Annotated in this window: 15 protein-coding genes; 9 read left to right on the top strand and 6 right to left on the bottom strand. The window is 65.6% G+C overall.

Annotated features, from left to right (window positions below):
• Window positions 1-69: 69 nt before the first annotated feature.
• Window positions 70-555, top strand: coding sequence for a hypothetical protein (locus ACZK45_RS08525; RefSeq protein ID WP_125895152.1), 486 nt, complete (start codon window positions 70-72; stop codon window positions 553-555).
• A 14-nt stretch (window positions 556-569) separates the two neighbouring features.
• On the opposite strand, the gene ACZK45_RS08520 is transcribed toward ACZK45_RS08525, so the two are convergent.
• Complete coding sequence (locus ACZK45_RS08520) at window positions 570-1,031, bottom strand: methyltransferase family protein (protein ID WP_125895150.1); 462 nt, start codon at window positions 1,029-1,031, stop codon at window positions 570-572.
• A gap of 153 nt (window positions 1,032-1,184) precedes the next feature.
• Between ACZK45_RS08520 and ACZK45_RS08515 the strand changes: the two genes are divergently transcribed.
• Window positions 1,185-3,206 carry an esterase/lipase family protein gene (locus ACZK45_RS08515; RefSeq protein WP_478445687.1) on the top strand — a complete coding sequence of 674 codons (2,022 nt, stop codon included), beginning with the start codon at window positions 1,185-1,187 and terminating at the stop codon, window positions 3,204-3,206.
• Window positions 3,207-3,280: 74 nt separating this feature from the next.
• On the opposite strand, the gene ACZK45_RS08510 is transcribed toward ACZK45_RS08515, so the two are convergent.
• Window positions 3,281-3,973, bottom strand: a complete 693-nt coding sequence (locus ACZK45_RS08510) for an alpha/beta hydrolase (protein ID WP_125895148.1) — start codon at window positions 3,971-3,973, stop codon at window positions 3,281-3,283.
• Window positions 3,974-4,140: 167 nt separating this feature from the next.
• Here ACZK45_RS08510 and ACZK45_RS08505 point away from each other — a divergent pair, with 167 nt between their 5' ends.
• The 6 genes from ACZK45_RS08505 (at window position 4,141) to ACZK45_RS08480 (ending at window position 8,367) form a co-directional block, all read left to right on the top strand.
• Window positions 4,141-5,004 carry a helix-turn-helix domain-containing protein gene (locus ACZK45_RS08505; protein WP_478445686.1) on the top strand — a complete coding sequence of 288 codons (864 nt, stop codon included), beginning with the start codon at window positions 4,141-4,143 and terminating at the stop codon, window positions 5,002-5,004.
• A 70-nt stretch (window positions 5,005-5,074) separates the two neighbouring features.
• Window positions 5,075-5,947: a glyoxalase III HchA gene (hchA, locus tag ACZK45_RS08500; RefSeq protein WP_180836703.1), complete on the top strand. Its 873-nt coding sequence runs from the start codon at window positions 5,075-5,077 to the stop codon at window positions 5,945-5,947.
• Between the two features lie 5 nt (window positions 5,948-5,952).
• Window positions 5,953-6,657: a PA1136 family autoinducer-binding transcriptional regulator gene (locus tag ACZK45_RS08495; RefSeq protein ID WP_049423583.1), complete on the top strand. Its 705-nt coding sequence runs from the start codon at window positions 5,953-5,955 to the stop codon at window positions 6,655-6,657.
• An 87-nt stretch (window positions 6,658-6,744) separates the two neighbouring features.
• Window positions 6,745-6,978: a hypothetical protein gene (locus ACZK45_RS08490; protein WP_032128272.1), complete on the top strand. Its 234-nt coding sequence runs from the start codon at window positions 6,745-6,747 to the stop codon at window positions 6,976-6,978.
• Window positions 6,979-7,113: 135 nt separating this feature from the next.
• On the top strand, window positions 7,114-7,356 hold the full coding sequence (locus ACZK45_RS08485; protein ID WP_049462602.1) for a hypothetical protein: 243 nt from the start codon (window positions 7,114-7,116) through the stop codon (window positions 7,354-7,356).
• Between the two features lie 156 nt (window positions 7,357-7,512).
• Window positions 7,513-8,367, top strand: a complete 855-nt coding sequence (locus ACZK45_RS08480; RefSeq protein WP_478445685.1) for an endonuclease/exonuclease/phosphatase family protein — start codon at window positions 7,513-7,515, stop codon at window positions 8,365-8,367.
• A gap of 19 nt (window positions 8,368-8,386) precedes the next feature.
• Here ACZK45_RS08480 and ACZK45_RS08475 read toward each other — a convergent pair whose 3' ends face one another.
• Entirely contained in the window at window positions 8,387-8,650 is a 264-nt protein-coding gene (locus ACZK45_RS08475) for a hypothetical protein (protein ID WP_049423576.1), read from the bottom strand.
• A gap of 140 nt (window positions 8,651-8,790) precedes the next feature.
• Between ACZK45_RS08475 and ACZK45_RS08470 the strand changes: the two genes are divergently transcribed.
• Window positions 8,791-9,168 carry a VOC family protein gene (locus ACZK45_RS08470; protein WP_032128267.1) on the top strand — a complete coding sequence of 126 codons (378 nt, stop codon included), beginning with the start codon at window positions 8,791-8,793 and terminating at the stop codon, window positions 9,166-9,168.
• A gap of 41 nt (window positions 9,169-9,209) precedes the next feature.
• Here the strand turns inward: ACZK45_RS08470 and ACZK45_RS08465 are convergent, their stop codons facing one another.
• The 3 genes from ACZK45_RS08465 to ACZK45_RS08455 all read right to left on the bottom strand — a co-directional run bounded on the left by ACZK45_RS08465 (window position 9,210) and on the right by ACZK45_RS08455 (window position 14,597).
• Window positions 9,210-10,631 carry an efflux transporter outer membrane subunit gene (locus ACZK45_RS08465; RefSeq protein ID WP_121503706.1) on the bottom strand — a complete coding sequence of 474 codons (1,422 nt, stop codon included), beginning with the start codon at window positions 10,629-10,631 and terminating at the stop codon, window positions 9,210-9,212.
• Window positions 10,625-11,362 (bottom strand): SDR family oxidoreductase, encoded by a 738-nt coding sequence (locus ACZK45_RS08460; RefSeq protein ID WP_012510730.1) that lies wholly within the window; start codon window positions 11,360-11,362, stop codon window positions 10,625-10,627. Before ACZK45_RS08460 ends, ACZK45_RS08465 begins: the two co-directional genes overlap by 7 nt.
• A 64-nt stretch (window positions 11,363-11,426) precedes the next feature.
• Window positions 11,427-14,597, bottom strand: a complete 3,171-nt coding sequence (locus tag ACZK45_RS08455; RefSeq protein WP_032128264.1) for an efflux RND transporter permease subunit — start codon at window positions 14,595-14,597, stop codon at window positions 11,427-11,429.
• Window positions 14,598-14,653 lie beyond the last annotated feature (56 nt).

Raw genomic sequence — 14,653 nt, 5'->3', positions numbered from 1 at the left:
TGGAACATCGCACAATGAGGCGGCATCCTCCGTCCGTGTTGCTGCCCACTACCTACAGAAGGACCTGCGATGAGAATCGTGATCATCACCTCTGCCCTGCTCCTGGCTGCTTGTGCCGCGACCCCGGCTGCGCACGCGGCTGCACCCGCCATCGCGCCGCCCGGCACCGCAACACTCGAAGCCCTGCTGGCCTGCAAGGCAGGCTCGACCTTCAGCGAAGCCGAGGCCATCGATGCCCTGCAGGCAGCCGGCCTGGCCAGGAAGCCTGGTGGCACGTTCGAGCCGGAAACCACGCCGGTCGCCCTGTTCGGCGGTACCGTCACCCATGCCGACGTGAATGTCGCCGAGGGCGAGAAGAGCATCTTCGTCTACTTGAACGGTGTCGACCCCAAGCGCCTGGCCAAGACCTGGTCGGTGACCACGGTCAACGAATACGCCAACACCGAAGCACCGTCCTACGTGAAGCGCGTCGACAAGCACCACACCCTGCACGTGATTGCCGGTGATGATTACGAAGGCTATTCCGCTGCCGTGAAGTGCCAGATCACACCGTGACGGCCTGACCCGCGCTAGAGCCAGCGCCGTATCCGCTGGCGGAAGGCTGCGTATGCCTCGGGAAAGCGGGCCGACAGTGCCCGCTCTTCCGGCATGATCTGCCATCGGTTGATGTACAGCACGAACAACGGCACGGCCAGCAGTGCGGTCAGGTTCTGCAGGTACAGCATGGCACCTGCCAGGACAGTGGCCTGGCCCAGATACATCGGGTTGCGCGTATAGCGGTACACGCCGTGCGTGACCAGCATGCTCGACGTCGCTGGCCGCAGGGGGTTGACCGTGGTGCCCACGCGCCGGAAGGCCAGCTTCGGCAGCAGGTTCAATACCACGCCGAAGGCCATCACCAGACCCGCAAGCAACTCCGGCACGGGTAGCTGCAGCGCCCCGCCCGGCTGCCATCGGCTGACCATATAGCCGATGGCGGCGCACAACAGCATCACGAGAGGCGGAGGAACACGGGTCTCAAGCCATCGCATCGCAGCCCCGCATTCATCCTGTTCACCCCAGTGTCACACGGGAATGCCTGAATCGCCCGGTTGGCGGCATTTCCGCGCTCCAAACCGACCGCCCGGTATCTTCCGCTTTGACATGCCGACCGCTAGAGTGGCGCCACCGCGCAGGAGGATCGTATGGCAACCACGGGCTTGGGCTTCATCGGCCGCACGACCCTCATCATCACCGTGCTGCTCACTCTGGGCGGCTGCGCGACGTTGCGCCAGTTCGGGCCGTCGGTGCAGGTGGCCTCGGTCACCCCCGGCCAATACATCGCCCTGAAACGCGGCGACATCCTGACCACCGGCAAGCTCAGTTCGGCCACCATGGAGACGCTGCGCGTCGCCGGCCTCGACGAAGGCGTCTGCGCCAAGCCAGGCCTGCCCTGCATCGAGGCGATGGAAGGCAGCATCGTGGTGCGCGAGGAGGACAAGCGCTCAAGCCTGGCCGAACTGTGGCTGCAGTATGCGATGACCTTGCCCGCGCCCAAGCGCGAGTACTCCACGTCAGGCCGTGCCAAGAGCGCGATCACCGAACTGGATGCGGACTTCCAGCCGCGCCTGGACGCGTGGATGCAGGTCGCGCGGCAGGCCTACGCCTACCTGTTCTTCACCGAGCGCACGGCCAACCAGCGCGGTTTCGAAGACCGCCAGACCCAGGTGCGCGACTACTACAACCTGGCCGTGCAGGAAGCCTCGGTACAGTTGTACAACGCCTATGCCACCGGGCGCGTGCATGGTGAAGCCAGCCACTTCCAGCTGGGCCGCTGGACGTTCGTGCTGGCGCCGTCGGGCCAAGCATCACCGCTGGATACGCGTACGCCCACCGAACTGGTACCGGCAGCCTCGCTGTCGTTCACCGGCACGCTGCGCAGCGTGCATCGCCGCGATGGCTTCGGTGCCGAACTGGTGGCCGTGATGGATGATCCCGCCGCCACTACGGCCACCACGCCGCCGGCCACCACAGCCGCCGCGCAGGCCACCACGCCAGTCACGCAGAGCTGGAGCGAGATGCCGTCGCCATCGATGACGGTGCTGCTGCGCTTCTCCGGAAAGAACCTGTGGGAAGTACTGCACGACGACGAGCCGGAACTGGAGATCCACGATCCCTACCAGGTCACGGAAGTCACCCTGCATGGGCAGCAGGTGCCATTGGCCGCGAACTTCACCGCAGGCTACGCACTGTGGCTGGCGCGCTCCAATTTCAGCCACCAATCGCTGCGTTCGCTGTTCGGTGGCAAGGGCGGCATCGACACGCCGCATCTATACATGATGCAGCCCTACGACCCGAACCGCCGCGTGCTGCTGATGATCCATGGCCTGGCCAGCAGCCCGGAAGCCTGGGTCAACGTCGCCAACGAGCTGATGCGCGACGACGAGATCCGCCAGGACTTCCAGGTCTGGCAGTTCTACTACCCGACCAACATGCCCATCGCGATGAGCCACGATGCGATGCGCCACACGCTGGATGAGGTGTTCAAGCACTTCGACCCCAGCGGCAAGGCGCAGGCCTCTCATGACATGGTGCTGGTCGGGCACAGCATGGGTGGGGTGATCTCACGGCTGATGGTGTCTTCTTCCGGCGACCACCTGGTAGAGACCCTGCTGGCGACCGCACAGATGACGCCTGCGCAGCGGGAGCTGCTGCGCACCAAGGGCGCGCCGGTGCTGACCTTCCTGCCGGAACCGGAAGTATCGCGCGTGGTATTCATTGCCACGCCGCACCGCGGTACCGATGTGGCGAGCACCCGCCTCGGCCGCTGGATCGGCCGCCTGGTACGGCTGCCACTGACCGTCCTGGAGGACGTGGCCACCATCGCCAACGACGGCAAGATCGATCGCAACGACGGCAAGCATGGCTACCAGATGAACAGCATCCAGAACCTGGACAAGGACGATCCCTTCGTGCGCGCCGTGGCCGACCTGCCGATGGCACCGAAGGTGCGTTACCACTCGATCATCGCGCGCGCCAAGGCAGATGGTCCGCTGGAAAAGACCGACGACGGGCTGGTGCCCTACTGGAGCTCGCACCTTCCGCACGCGGATTCGGAGAAGGTGATCGTGTCCGGGCACAGCGTGCAGGAAGCCACGCCGGCCATCGTCGAACTGCGGCGGATCCTGCATGAAGACATGCAGGAGCACGACCGGCAGAACAAGTAACGCAAGCGTGGCGGCATCAAGGCAGCAGTGCTCTGGCGGGCCGGGACACCGCCACTGAGGCATGACCGGCGTACTCAGCCTTGTCCGTGGGCCGCAGCGTCGGTGATCAGTTCGGCCACCGCTACCGGCTGCGATGCCAACGAAGCATGACTGGCGTCCAGCGTAATGCTGGCACGTGGCTGCATGCGGGCCGCCATGCGCCGCTGGTTGTCAGGGTGGATCATGTGGTCAGCGCTGGAGACCTGGTACCAGCTCGGCTTGTGTCGCCACGCCGGGTCACTGACGGCATCACCGAACGTGCTCGCCATCGGCGCCTTCTGCGTGACCGCCATCACCCGCGCCTCGTCGGCCTGCAGGTCCTGGCAGAAACTCTCGTGAAATTTGCCGGGCTGCAGCCACAGATAGCCGTCGCTGTCCGGCGCCAGATTGGCCGCCGCCTGCGGCAGCTGTTGCTCGGTAATGCCACCGGGACTCTCACCCGCATCCGGCGCGAACGCGGCGATGAACACCAGGCCGGTCACGTTGGGTTCGTTTCCGGCTTCGGAGATCACCGCGCCACCATAGGAATGACCGACCAGCAGCACCGGCCCCGGGATCTGGCGGATCATGCGCCGGGTTCGCTCTGCGTCGTCGGCCAGCGACGTCAATGGCAGTTCCACGGCATGCAGGTCGTGGAAACCCCGGCGATCGAGCTCCAGGATCACCTTGGACCAATGCGCGGCGCCACCCCAAAAACCATGAACCAGAACGATGCTTGGCTTGCTCATCTTGCAGAACTCCTCACTTGGATGGGATCGTTGCCCGACAGCCACCAGCGCTGCCTGAAGCCACCCGACCAGACTACGGATCGCCACTGCCAGCGGCGATGCACGGACTCCTGAAAACCATGCCAAGGCTCCACACCACCGAATCGCTCCAGGCCGGATCCGATGCCTTGTTTGCGATCTTCCAGTCCTCGCGCATGCACGGCGGCGACATCACCCGCCACGTCGTGCAGCCCGATGGAACCCGCATCATTGCCGAGGGGCGCGGCTGCTTCCATTTCATCGAACAGGGCACGGCACGTCTGCATGCGGATGCAGCGGTCGTGCCACTGCAGGCCGGCGAGCTGCTGTTGATGCCGCATGGCCGGACACATCGCATCGACTGTGCCGGCGAAGCTCTGCGGCCCGTCCATCTGACCACGGCATCCTTTGGATTTGACGGCCCAGGCAGCCAGTTGCTGCTTGATGCCCTGCCCGGCTGGCTGCATGTCCCCGGGGTGGACCGGATGCCAAACGGATTTCCCGCCAGCTCGGCCGATTGGGTGGCGGTTACCCTGGGCGCGATCCAGGTTGAAGCGGCCCGGCCCACCCTGGGCAGTGGGCTTATGCTGTCACGCCTGCTCGACCTGTTGTTTGTCTGGACGCTGCGCTACTGGCTGGGAACCTCCAGTCCACACAACTGCCAGCGTCTGCATGCGCTGGCCGACCCATTGATCGGGCGGGCACTGGCGTTGATGCAGGCACACCCCGCACAGGCATGGACGGTCGAGTCTCTGGCGGCAAGCCTGAATCAATCGCGCTCGAATTTCGCGCAGCGGTTCAGCCTGGCCACTGGCATGTCACCCATGCGCTATCTCGCTGGATCGCGGCTGCAACTGGCCGCAGAGCTGCTGCGCAGCGGAAACCGGCGGGTTTCTCAGATCGCCGGAGACGTCGGGTATCTCTCCGAACCGGCATTCAGTCGTGCTTTCCGCCGCGCCTTCGGTATGAGCCCGAATGCCTGGCGCCAACAGGTGGCAACGTCGCGCGAATGAGGGGAAAACCCTCATCGCCTGTACGCATCCGCCCTTCTATGCTGGCTCCACTACCCCACTGGAGGTCCGCATGAACACGCAAGAGCCCAGCCGCCACCCCAGCCCCGATCCGGCCGAGCGCGACGCCTTCTTCCCGTCGCCGTACTCGCTGTCACAGTTCACATCGGCGAAGAGCGACCTGTCCGGCGCCGACTATCCCGACGCGCGCCGCGATGGCCGCTGGAAGGTGCTGATGATCGCTGCGGACGAACGCTATCTGCCCACCGCCAACGGCCACCTGTTCTCCACCGGCAACCATCCGGTGGAAACCCTGCTGCCGATGTACCACCTGGACAAGGCCGGCTTCGACATCGATGTGGCCACGCTGTCCGGCAACGCCGCCAAGTTCGAGTGGTGGGCGTTCCCGCATGAGGACAAGGAGATCGGCGGACTGTACGACCGCTACGAAGCCCGCTTCCGCCAGCCACTGCCGTTGGATGAGGTGGTGGCAGGCCTCGATGCCGCGTCGGACTATGCAGCCGTGTTCATTCCCGGTGGCCACGGCGCCCTCATCGGACTGCCGCAGAGTCGCGCGGTAAAGGCAGCCCTGCACTGGGCGATGGCCGAGCAACGTCACATCATCACCCTCTGCCACGGCCCGGCCGCATTGCTGGCCACAGGCGTTGACGAGGCCGACGGTGGTTCGCTGTTCCGCGGCTACCGCATCTGTGCCTTCCCCGATGCGATGGACCGGCAGACGCCGGAGATCGGCTACATGCCCGGGCAGCTGCCGTGGTTCTTCGGTGAGCGCCTGGCGCAGCAGGGCGTGCAGATCGTCAACGACGGCATCGATGGCAGCGTGCTGCAGGACCGCCTGTTGCTGACCGGCGACAGCCCGCTGGCCGGCAATGCGCTGGGCAAGCTGGCCGCGCGCACGCTGCTGGACGCATTGGCCGGGCGCTGACTGGCGTGAGCGATCTGGTGCAGGCGTTGCTGGAACTGGAACGCGCCCGCTCACTGAGTGCGGTAGGCGCGGTACTGCGCGGCATCTCTGCACCGCTGGGCTACGACCGCGTGCTGGTGTTCGCCACCGGCACGGGGTTGGAACGCGGTACCCAGCGCGTGTACTGGATCGAGGGCGACTGGTTCGGCGACGGCAGCACTACCGACCTCGCGCGCTACCTGCACGCCTGTCCGGTCAATCGCCACGTTCTGGACAGTGACGCGCCGTTCTTCTGGAGCAAGCGCCAGGGCGTTCGCGGCGAACGCTATCAGGTGGTAAAGCAGCCACGTGGTGAAGGCCTGCACGGTCTGCAGGTGCCGGTGTTCGGCACCACAGGGCTGGAAGGCGCGATCAGTTTTGCGGGGACAGCGATCGATGCATCGGCCAGCGCGCGACTGCTGCTGGATGCTGCTGCAGCTGCAGCATTCCGTGCCGCACGCCGGCTTTCCGAGACGCCCACCGAGCTTTCCGGAAGTGCGTTGAGCACGCGCGAACGCGAGGTGCTGCGCTGGGTCGCCGCCGGCCGTCGCCAGGCGGAAATCGCGGCCACGCTGGGGCTTTCCGCCCGTACGGTGGAGAATCATCTGCGACGCGCGCGCCAGCGCCTGGGCGTGGCAACCACCGCGCAGGCGGTGCGTGCTGCCAGTCGGCGCGGCGAGATCGAGGACTGATCCGGGCAAGACACTTCCGGCGCTCTGGTTCGCGTGTTACACACGCCATGCGCATGTGCGCGATTGCAGAAAGCAAGGACGATGCTTATGAAACTGCAACTGGCCGCGATGGCCGCGTTGGTGATGGCAACGGCAACCCTGGCTCCGGTGGCGGACGCCAATGCCGGGGGACCGAAAGAAAATGTTTCGTGCGTGCCGGTGAAAGTGGACCACAACCGGGTCCACCAGCACTGCACGGAAACCTACACCGATGAGTTCGGCAACGTGTACGAAGCCGAGTACTGGATCGACGAGTACGGCAACCCTTACCTGCGCGACTGAGCCGGCAGGGGACTGCGCCGGGCCGCCCGCCGGGCCGGCGCGCATGCAGCAGCTGCCGCTCGGGTGCATGCTCTACCCGGGGGTAGTTGCACGACACCGCGCAGATGCGCGATTGCAGACACAAGGATGATGCCCATGAAACTGCACCTGGCCTCGATGGCCGCACTGATGTTTGCCGTGGGAGCTCTCTCCACGCCGTCCCAGGCCACCGCCGGCGGTGGTGGCGGTGGTCCGGAGAACACGAACTGCGTCCGGGTCAAGATGGGGCCCTATTACCATCAACGTTGCGAAGTGACGTACTTCGACGAGGACGGCACTCCCTACATCCAGGTGTACTGGATTGACCAGAATGGCCAGTGGTACCTGCCCGCCGACTGAGCACCCATGACCTCCTGATCGCGCCCGCGCGATCCGCCGGGCGGGACCTTCACCGCCCGCCCGGCATCTTCCATCCGCCCATCCCGGCATATCGCCGACCCCACCGTCCATGGCATGCTTCATGAAACCGTTTTCATGGAATGGAGGGATTCCACGATGTTGTCGCGTTTCCGTCGCCCTGCGCTGTGTGCGCTGCTGGCGCTTGCTCTGCCTGCCGTCGCCTGGGCTGCTGCGCCGGTGCCTCTGAAAGTGATGTCGTTCAATGTCCGTACCCCGGCCGATACCGAACCGGGCAAGCGCTGGCCGGACCGTCGCGATGCCATGGTCAAGGTCATCCTCGATGCACACCCGGCCGTGATCGGCACGCAGGAGCTGGTGAAGGAACAGGCCGACTTCCTGTCCGGGCATCTGCCCGGCTACCGCTGGTTCGGTGAAGGCCGCCGCGGTGGCAGCGGCGATGAACACATGGGCGTGTTCTACGACAGCAAGGTGCTGGCCATCGAGGAATCCGGCAACTTCTGGTTATCCGATACGCCCGAAGTACCCGGCAGCATCACCTGGGGCAACCTGTACCCGCGCATGGTCACCTGGGCCCTGTTCCGGCGCCTGGATGATGGCCGCCGTTTCTACTTCATGAATACCCACCTGCCCTACCGCGACGAGGACGAACCGCGCCGGGTGAAGGGTGCCGAGCTGATCGGCAAGCACCTGGAAGCCCTGCCTGCCGACCTGCCGGTGGTCCTGACCGGTGACTTCAACAGCGAGCCCGGCGGTGACACCTACAAGGCGTTCACCCGCCTGCTGCAGGACACACGCACGCAGGTGAAGGCACCGCAGGGACCACGCCTGACCTTCCACGACTTCACCGGCAAGGCCACCGTGCAGCTGGACTGGGTGCTGGTGCGCGGCTTCCATGCCCGCAGTTTCCTCACCGATGACCGCCGCATCGACGGCGTGCTGCCGTCGGATCACTTCCCGCTGGTGGTCGAGCTGGACTGGCCGAAGCACTGAATCTCTGCGGCAGCCGTGGCTACCGCGGCGGCTGCCGCGACAACAGCCGGTACAACGCCAGGTGCTGGTTGCGCGCCTGGCAGATGCGGGCGCCGACAGCAAGGAACACGGCAACGCCGATCAGGCCCAGCCCCAGCATCGGATCAGGCAGTCGCAGGAAACCGATCGCAGCGGCCATCGTCGCCAGCACCAGCAGCACAACGACCGCCACCGAAAGGCCCGCGCCGGGTGGCCCCGGGTCGCCAAACAGCATGCGCTGGGTATCCCGCCTGTCATCACTCATCGTATGTACTCCCTGGAATCTGCCCCACTAGTTACACGGCGGACACGGCTTCCGGCAGAGTCAGAAACGTCACGACTGTGACAACGTCCACAGCACACGCCGCGCTACCCTGCCCCCGTTCCCGAACTGTGGAGAAGGGCATGGCACACCAGAGTCGCCTGGCCGGTTTCATCATCGATTGCGAGGGCATTCCCGCCGACGAAGGCGCCCGCTTCTGGTCCGCCGCGCTCGGCCTGCAGGCGCAGCCCGCCTATGCCGAAGACGGCGCCGAGTACGCCGACCTGCAGGGCGCGCCCGCAGGCATGAACGTGGAGGTGCAACGCGTCAATCACCCTTCACGGGTGCACCTGGACATCGAGAGTGACGACATCGACGCCGAGGCCGACCGCCTGGAGAAGCTCGGCGCGCGCCGGATAGGCTTCATCAAACGCTGGTGGGTGATGGAAGCACCGACAGGCCATCGCTTCTGCATCGTGCGCATGCGCGAGCGCGAGATACCAGCCAATCACTGGCCCTGAAAGAAGAAAGGGACGGAAGCCACTGCTTCCGTCCCCTGCGGTTACTGCACCTGCGCCACACTCGCCGGCTGCGGTGATTGACCCCAACCACCCAGCGCCTTGTACACCCCCACCACGCTGACGTTGACCTCGGACTCGGCCGCGGCCAACGCATCATCGGCTGCCAGCTGCGTACGCTGCGCATCCAGCAGGGTCAGGAAGTCCTCCGAGCCCTCGCGATAGCGGATCTGCGCCAGCGACTCGGCACGGCGTGCCGCCTGCGCCTGCTCGACCACGATCGCCAGCCGCGCCTGCTGCTTGGAATAGCGGGTCAGCGCGTTCTCGGTGTCTTCCAGTGCCAGCAGCACCGTCTGCTCATACTGTGCTGCCACGCCTTCGGCCTCGGCCTTGCTGGCACGCAGGCGTGCACGCACGGTGCCGAAATCGAAGGCCGCCCAGCTCAGCGACGGCGTCAGCGACCAGGCCTTGTTGTTGCCATTGACCAGGCCACTGGCATCGCCACCGAGGAAGCCGACGAATCCGGACAGCGACAGCCGCGGGAACAGATCCGCCGTGGCCACGCCCACCCGCGCGGTAGCGGCAGCAAGACGACGCTCGGCCACGCGCACGTCGGCGCGTTGGCGCAGCAGCTCGCGGGTATCGCCCAGCGGCAGCGCCTTGGCGAATGCCGGCACTTCGTGCGGCGCAAGCATGGCGGTCAGCGTTTCCGGACGCTGGCCCAGCAGAACCGCCAGGCGGTTGCGCGACTGCGTTTCGGCCACTTCCAGCAGCGGAATGTCGGCCTCGATCGCCTTCAGCCGCGCACGACTGCTCTGCACGTCCAGCTCGCTGCCGGCGCCCAGCTCCCAGCGTGCCTCGGTCAGCTTCTGCGTCTCGCGCAGATTGACCAGGGTGTGCTGGGCTACGGCGATGCGCTTCTGTGTGCCGCGCAGCTCGAAGTAGTTGCGTGCCACTTCGGCGGCGATCAGTACCTGTGCGTCGGCCAGGTTGGCCTGCTCGGCATCGAGGTCGGCACGGGCGGCTTCTGCAGCACGGCGCTTGCGGCCGAACAGATCCAGCTCCCAGCCCGCATCGAAGCCGAGCTGGTAGCTTTCACTGAACACCCGCTGCCCACCCAGCTGCGGATCGGGTTGCTTGCGGCGATCGTAACTGCCGCCTGCGGTGACATGCGGCGCCTGGTCGAAGCGGCTTTCGACGAACACCGCGCGGGCCTGGCTGACGCGGGCCACGGCCACGCGCAGGTCCAGGTTGTCCGAAAGTGCGCCGTGAACTAGTTCTTCCAGCACCGGATCATCGAACTGCGCCCACCAGCTCGCCACCGGCGAGGTGGTGCTGAATACCGGCTGCTGCGCCCCCTGCAGCACCACCGGATCCTGCACCGGCGCCTTGTAGTTCGGGCCGACGCTGACACAGCCTGCCAGCACCAGGCTGGAGACGGCCATCGCCAACGTGCGGATCACCATGGCAGCACCTCGCCCAGGTAGGTGAAGCTGCCGTTCGGACCTTCATGGCCGATCAGTGCCATCTGCACGCTGGAGCGCGCGCCTTCGCTGATCTCAATCTCGCCGTGGCCGCCGTTCATATCGGTTTTCACGTAACCCGGATGCACGGTATTGACCTTGATCTGGGTGCTGCGCAGTTCATGCGCCAGCGCCAGCGTCCAGCTGTTCACCGCTGCCTTGGAGGCGTTGTACGCGGGAATCTTGAAATCGTAGATGCCCGAGGTCGGATCAGCGTGCAGGGTCTGCGAGCCGAGCATGCTCGAAACGTTGACGATCCGCCCGGACTTGGCCTGCCTGACCAGTGGCAGGAAGGCCTGGGTCACCGCAACCAGTGCGTACACGTTGGTGTCGAAAGTGCGCTTCCAGGTATCCAGCGACTGTTCGGACGGCGCCTGCGCCGGGTTCTCGATCATGATGCCGGCGTTGTTGACCAGGATGTCCAGGCGCCCATGGCGCTGGCGTACCTGCTCGACTGCTTCGGCGATGCTGGCGGCATCGGTCACGTCCAGCTGGATGGCTTCCACCGGCAGGCCCTCGGCCTGCAGCTTCAGCGCCTGCTCTACGGCGGTCTCGCGCTTGCGGCCGGCCAGCAGCGTATGCACGCCGGCCTGGGCCAGCTGGCGCACGGTCTCGGCGCCGATGCCGCGGGTGGCGCCGGTGACCAGCGCGATCTTGTTCTGATGAGAGTTCATGGATTCTTGCCTCGTGAGGGGGAAGCCGCCGCCGGCCAGCGACCGGCGGCGACGGGGTTCCATGTCAGTGGTGGATGGTCGGCTCGCCGTGCTGCACCAGCTGGCCACCACCGTTGCGGGTGACGAACTTGCGCAGGGCCACGTAGAACACCGGGGTGAGGAACAGGCCGAACAGGGTCACGCCCAGCATGCCGGCGAACACGGTGATACCGGTCACCGAGCGCACCTCGGCACCTGCACCGTGCGACAGCACCAGCGGTACGGTGCCGGCGATGAACGCGATGGAGGTCATCACGATCGGGCGCAGGCGCAGGCGGCAGGCTTCCAGCGCAGCTTCAACGATACCCTTGCCGCCCATCTCCAGCTCTCTGGCAAATTCGACGATCAGGATCGCGTTCTTGCACGCCAGGCCCATCAGCACCACCAGGCCGACCTGCACGAACACGTTGTTGTCACCACCGGTCAGCCACACGCCGAACAGCGCGGACAGCAGGGTCATCGGCACGATCAGGATCACCGCCAGCGGCAGCGACCAGCTCTCGTACAGTGCGGCCAGCACCAGGAAGGCCAGCATGATCGCCACCGGGAACACGATGAAGGCGGCCTTGCCCTGGGTTGCCTGCTGGTAGCTCAGGTCGGTCCATTCGGTGGTCATGCCTACCGGCAGCACCTTGCCGGCGATCTCGGTCAGCTTGTTCATCGCCTCGGCCGAAGACAGCAGGCGCGGGTCGGCTTCACCGGCCAGATCCGCCGCCGGATAGCCATTGAAGCGCAGCACCGGGTCCGGGCCGAAGGTCTGCTTGATGGTGACCATCGAACCGATCGGCACCATCTCGCCGCGGTCATTGCGGGTACGCAGCTTGCCGATGTCCTCGACCGTTTCGCGGTACGGACCGTCCGCCTGCGCGATGACCTGCCAGGTACGGCCGAACTGGTTGAAGTCGTTGACGTAGGCCGAGCCGAGGTAGGTCTGCAGCGTGTCGAACAGTTCGGTGAGCTGCACGCCCTGTGCCTTGGCCTTGACGCGGTCGACCTCGGCATCCAGCTGCGGCACATTGGCCTGGTAGCTGGAAATCGGGAAGGCCATGCCCGGCGTCTGCGCAACGGTGCCCTGCATCGCCTGTACGGCATTCTGCAGCGCGCCGTAACCCAGGTTGCCACGGTCCTCGATGAACATCTGGTAGCCGTTGCCGTTGCCCAGGCCGAGGATCGGCGGCGGCATCATCGAGAAGGCGAAGCCTTCCTGCAGGCCGGCGATCTTCTGGTTGATCTCGGCGTTGATCTGCGCGGCGGTACGGCCATGACGCTCGGCGAACGGCTTGAGCGGAATGAACGCCACACCGGTGTTCGGCGTGTTGGTGAACTGCAGCGCGTTCAAACCCGGGAACGAGATGGTGTGGGCCACGCCATCGGTTTCCTGGGCGATCTTGGCGACCTTGCGCAACATTTCATCGGTACGCGCGATCGACGAACCTTCCGGCAACTTCACACCCGCGATCAGGTACAGCTTGTCCTGGGTCGGGATGAAGCCCGGCGGGACCAGCTTGAAGATCACACCGGTACCGACCAGCAGGATCGCGTAGACCACGAACACCGCACCACGACGGCCGAGGATGCGAGCCACGCCACGCTCGTACTTCTCCGAACTGGACTTGAAGAAGCGGTTGAACGGACGGAACACCCAGCCGAACAGGCGGTCGATCAAGCGGCTCGGCCCGTCCTTCGGCGCACCATGGGCCTTCAGCAGGCGCGCAGCCAGGGCCGGCGACAGGGTCAGCGAGTTGATTGCCGAGATCACCGTGGAGATGGCGATGGTGACCGCGAACTGCTTGTAGAACTGGCCAGTGACACCCGACAGGAAGGCCATCGGCACGAACACGGCACACAGCACCAGCGCGATCGCGATGATCGGGCCGGATACCTCACGCATGGCCTGGTGGGCCGCGGCGGTGGGCGACAGGCCTTCCTCGATGTTGCGCTCGACGTTCTCCACCACCACGATCGCGTCATCCACCACGATGCCGATCGCCAACACCAGGCCGAACAGGCTCAGCGTGTTGATCGAGAAGCCCAGCAGGTACAGCGCGGCGAAAGTACCGACCACCGACACCGGCACCGCGATCAGCGGAATGATCGACGCACGCCAGGTCTGCAGGAACAGGATCACCACCAGCACCACCAGCGCGATCGCTTCCAGCAGCGTGGAGACCACGGCCTTGATCGAGTCGCGCACGAAGATGGTGGTGTCATACACGGCTTCGTACTTCACGTCGGCCGGCATGGTCTTCTGCATCTCGTCCATCGTCGAGATGACCTGGTCGCGGATCTCCAGTGCATTGGCACCCGGCGACTGGAAGATACCGATACCCACCGCGTTCTTGCCGTCCAGCTGCGAACGCAGGGTGTAGTCACCGGCACCCAGTTCCAGGCGGGCCACATCGGCCAGGCGCACGATCTCGCCATCAACACCGCTCTTGAGCACGATGTCGCCGAATTCCTTTTCAGTCTTCAGGCGGCCCTGGGCATTGATCAGGGTCAGGAACTGGCTGTTCGGCAGCGGTTCGGCACCGAGCTGGCCGGCCGAGACCTGCACGTTCTGCTCACGCATGGCGCGCACCACATCACTGGCGGTCAGGCCGCGCGAGGCGACCTTGTCCGGGTCCAGCCAGGCGCGCATGGCGTAGTCACCACCACCGAAGATCTGCGCGTCACCCACGCCCGGAATACGCGCCAGCGCATCCTTGACGTGCAGACGGGCGTAGTTGCGCAGGTACAGGGTGTCGTACTTGCCGTTCGGCGAGGTCAGGTGCACCACCATCAGGAAGGTCGGTGACTGCTTCTGCGTGGTCACGCCCTGCCGGCGCACGTCCTCGGGCAGGCGCGCCTGCGCCTGCGCCACGCGGTTCTGCACCTTCACCGCCGCCGCGTCCGGGTCGGTGCCCGGGCGGAAGGTGACGGTCATCTGCAGCACACCGTCCGAGCCGGCGACCGACTTCAGGTACATCATGCCTTCGACGCCGTTGATGGCCTCTTCAAGCGGGGTGGCGACGGTCTCGGCAATGACCTTGGGGTTGGCGCCCGGATACACCGTGCGCACGACCACCGACGGCGGCACCACTTCCGGGTACTCGCTGATCGGCAGGATTGGAATCGTGATCAGGCCTGCGGCGAAGATCACGATCGACAGCACCGCCGCGAAGATCGGCCTGTCGATGAAGAAACGGGAAAAGTCCATGGAGGAATTCCTGGGAAAGGCGTTCGGCGGGCAACAGCCTCCCCGCCCCTCGCCGA

It is taken from the genome of Stenotrophomonas sp. 63632_Sma, assembly GCF_056482875.1.
Note: the sequence above shows the minus strand (reverse complement) of the source record. Positions and strands in the feature narration are given on the sequence as shown.

Excerpts from the sequence above, each read along its gene's own strand:
- ACZK45_RS08525 (WP_125895152.1), top strand. The coding sequence starts at position 70 with ATGAGAATCGTGATCATCACCTCTGCCCTGCTCCTGGCTGCTTGTGCC.
- ACZK45_RS08520 (WP_125895150.1), bottom strand. The coding sequence starts at position 1,031 with ATGCGATGGCTTGAGACCCGTGTTCCTCCGCCTCTCGTGATGCTGTTG.
- ACZK45_RS08515 (WP_478445687.1), top strand. The coding sequence starts at position 1,185 with ATGGCAACCACGGGCTTGGGCTTCATCGGCCGCACGACCCTCATCATC.
- ACZK45_RS08510 (WP_125895148.1), bottom strand. The coding sequence starts at position 3,973 with ATGAGCAAGCCAAGCATCGTTCTGGTTCATGGTTTTTGGGGTGGCGCC.
- hchA (WP_180836703.1), top strand. The coding sequence starts at position 5,075 with ATGAACACGCAAGAGCCCAGCCGCCACCCCAGCCCCGATCCGGCCGAG.
- ACZK45_RS08490 (WP_032128272.1), top strand. The coding sequence starts at position 6,745 with ATGAAACTGCAACTGGCCGCGATGGCCGCGTTGGTGATGGCAACGGCA.
- ACZK45_RS08485 (WP_049462602.1), top strand. The coding sequence starts at position 7,114 with ATGAAACTGCACCTGGCCTCGATGGCCGCACTGATGTTTGCCGTGGGA.
- ACZK45_RS08480 (WP_478445685.1), top strand. The coding sequence starts at position 7,513 with ATGTTGTCGCGTTTCCGTCGCCCTGCGCTGTGTGCGCTGCTGGCGCTT.
- ACZK45_RS08475 (WP_049423576.1), bottom strand. The coding sequence starts at position 8,650 with ATGAGTGATGACAGGCGGGATACCCAGCGCATGCTGTTTGGCGACCCG.
- ACZK45_RS08470 (WP_032128267.1), top strand. The coding sequence starts at position 8,791 with ATGGCACACCAGAGTCGCCTGGCCGGTTTCATCATCGATTGCGAGGGC.
- ACZK45_RS08465 (WP_121503706.1), bottom strand. The coding sequence starts at position 10,631 with ATGGTGATCCGCACGTTGGCGATGGCCGTCTCCAGCCTGGTGCTGGCA.
- ACZK45_RS08460 (WP_012510730.1), bottom strand. The coding sequence starts at position 11,362 with ATGAACTCTCATCAGAACAAGATCGCGCTGGTCACCGGCGCCACCCGC.
- ACZK45_RS08455 (WP_032128264.1), bottom strand. The coding sequence starts at position 14,597 with ATGGACTTTTCCCGTTTCTTCATCGACAGGCCGATCTTCGCGGCGGTG.